Raw genomic sequence first — 1,949 nt, 5'->3', positions numbered from 1 at the left:
TAGCTGATTTCCCCTAGCGAGCGGAAGAAATTCTGTAAGCTTTGGTAAGCTGATAATCATACAATAGGAAAAAAAAAATCCTATCAGGTAAGGTCTAGCCAACCGCCTGTACCGAGTCCTTGGAACCGAAATGGTAACATTAGGTTTAAGCGTAGGACAGGGAGCAACAGAGCCGAAACGAAAGTGAAGTGATTGAGCTGGGAAATTATTATGAGGTTGGAAATGGTCGATGTGCTCTATTACACAGCAGACAATACTGTTATGACCGATATGGCAAGGTTATAGCGGCATCCCCCAGTCTGAGAGCTTGGCGAGGTTGATGATAAGTATGTTATCGGAACAGCTGAGATCCTGTCATTTCCTTAAAAAAAGGTATGGAAACCAAAACAAAGAAATGCGTTAGGAATCCAAATGAATGGCAGGAAGTCCGACACAGCCATATTATCGCAGAAGTCTGTGAAAGCAGATGGAGAAAAGGGCTGTGCACTTTATAGCTTCAAGAACAAAGAACTATGCAGACAAAAGAGAGCTGATGAACATGGTGAATGAGTTACTTGGAATACAGTATAATATCGCAAAAGCAAACAGAACCGACAGAAAGGTTCAGAATCTTGCAGCCTACATCAATGCGGATACGCTGAGAGCAATCCATAAGACTATGGACAGAAAGAAAGCGTATGGGATTGATAAGGTGACAAAAGAGGATTACGAAAAGAATCTGGAAGAAAATCTCGCAAATCTTGTGAAAAGGATGAAAAACGGAAGCTATCGCCCGAATCCAACAAGGCGTGTTTATATTCCGAAGGAAACAAAAGGCAAAATGAGACCGCTTGGAATTTCCAGTTATGAAGATAAACTGGTGGAAAATGCGATTGCACAGATACTGGAGCAGATTTATGAACCGAAGTTTTATAATGAGAGTTTTGGATTCCGCCCGAACAGGAACTGCCATCAGGCAGTAAGGGAAATCATAGAAATGGTGCAGTATCGAAAGACAAACTATGTGGTAGAAGCAGACATTAAAGGTTTCTTTGATAATGTAGACCATGAATGGCTGATGAAGATGTTGGCACATGATATAGCAGACCGGAAATTTCTTGAGATTATAGATAAATTCCTGAAAGCCGGAGTCATGGAAAATGGCAAATATCTCGACAGCGAACAGGGAACCCCACAGGGAAATGGAGCAAGTCCGATACTTGCAAATATATATCTGCATTATGTATTGGATAACTGGTTTGATGTAATCGTGAAGAGACAGTGTAAAGGAGAGTGTTATCTTATCCGATACTGTGATGATTTTGTCTGTTGTTTTCAGAACCAGTATGAAGCAAAAATATTTAAGCAGAGGCTGGAAGAACGCTTTGCAAAATACGGATTGGAACTGGCAGGAGAAAAGACGAAGATATTGGAATTCGGGAGGTTTGCCAGGCACAACAGAAAAGCAAGAGGAGAGAGAAAACCAGATACCCTTGACTTTCTTGGTTTCACATTTTATTGCGGAATGGACGGAAAGAGAGAGTTTTTCCGTTGTAGGGTAAAGACCAGCAAGAAGAAATTTCGCAGTAAGATAAAAGCAATGAAAGAATGGATAAAGGCACATCGAGCAATGCCATTGGAACTGATATTTAAAACAGTGAATGCAAAATTGCGGGGACATTATCAGTATTATGGAGTGACCGACAATACAAGGGAAGTGAAGAATTTCCTAGTACAGACAAAATGGTTATTGTATAAATGGCTGAATCGGAGAAGCCAGAAAAGAAGTTATACGTCGGATACCTTTTTTAATGGACTGCTTCGAACATTCCCATTGTTAGAACCAAGTATTAAGGTAAGTTTGTTTTATAGATAAAGTATGAAATATAAAGTGAAAAGCCGTATGCGTTAATAGCGCACGTACGGTTTTGCGTAGGGGTATGGGGAGTAATCCCCATATCTACTAGAGA

At 40.4% G+C, this 1,949-nt stretch carries 1 protein-coding gene; it reads left to right on the top strand.

Going from position 1 to position 1,949, the window contains the following annotated elements:
• The first annotated feature begins 481 nt into the window (after positions 1 to 481).
• Positions 482 to 1,855: a group II intron reverse transcriptase/maturase gene (gene ltrA, locus LJE12_RS19405; protein WP_227227156.1), complete on the top strand. Its 1,374-nt coding sequence runs from the start codon at positions 482 to 484 to the stop codon at positions 1,853 to 1,855.
• Positions 1,856 to 1,949 lie beyond the last annotated feature (94 nt).

The organism is Blautia sp. DFI.6.71 (assembly GCF_020593585.1).
GTDB classification, from domain to species: Bacteria; Bacillota; Clostridia; order Lachnospirales; family Lachnospiraceae; genus Blautia_A; species Blautia_A wexlerae.
This window is presented reverse-complemented; position numbering and strand designations above follow the sequence as displayed.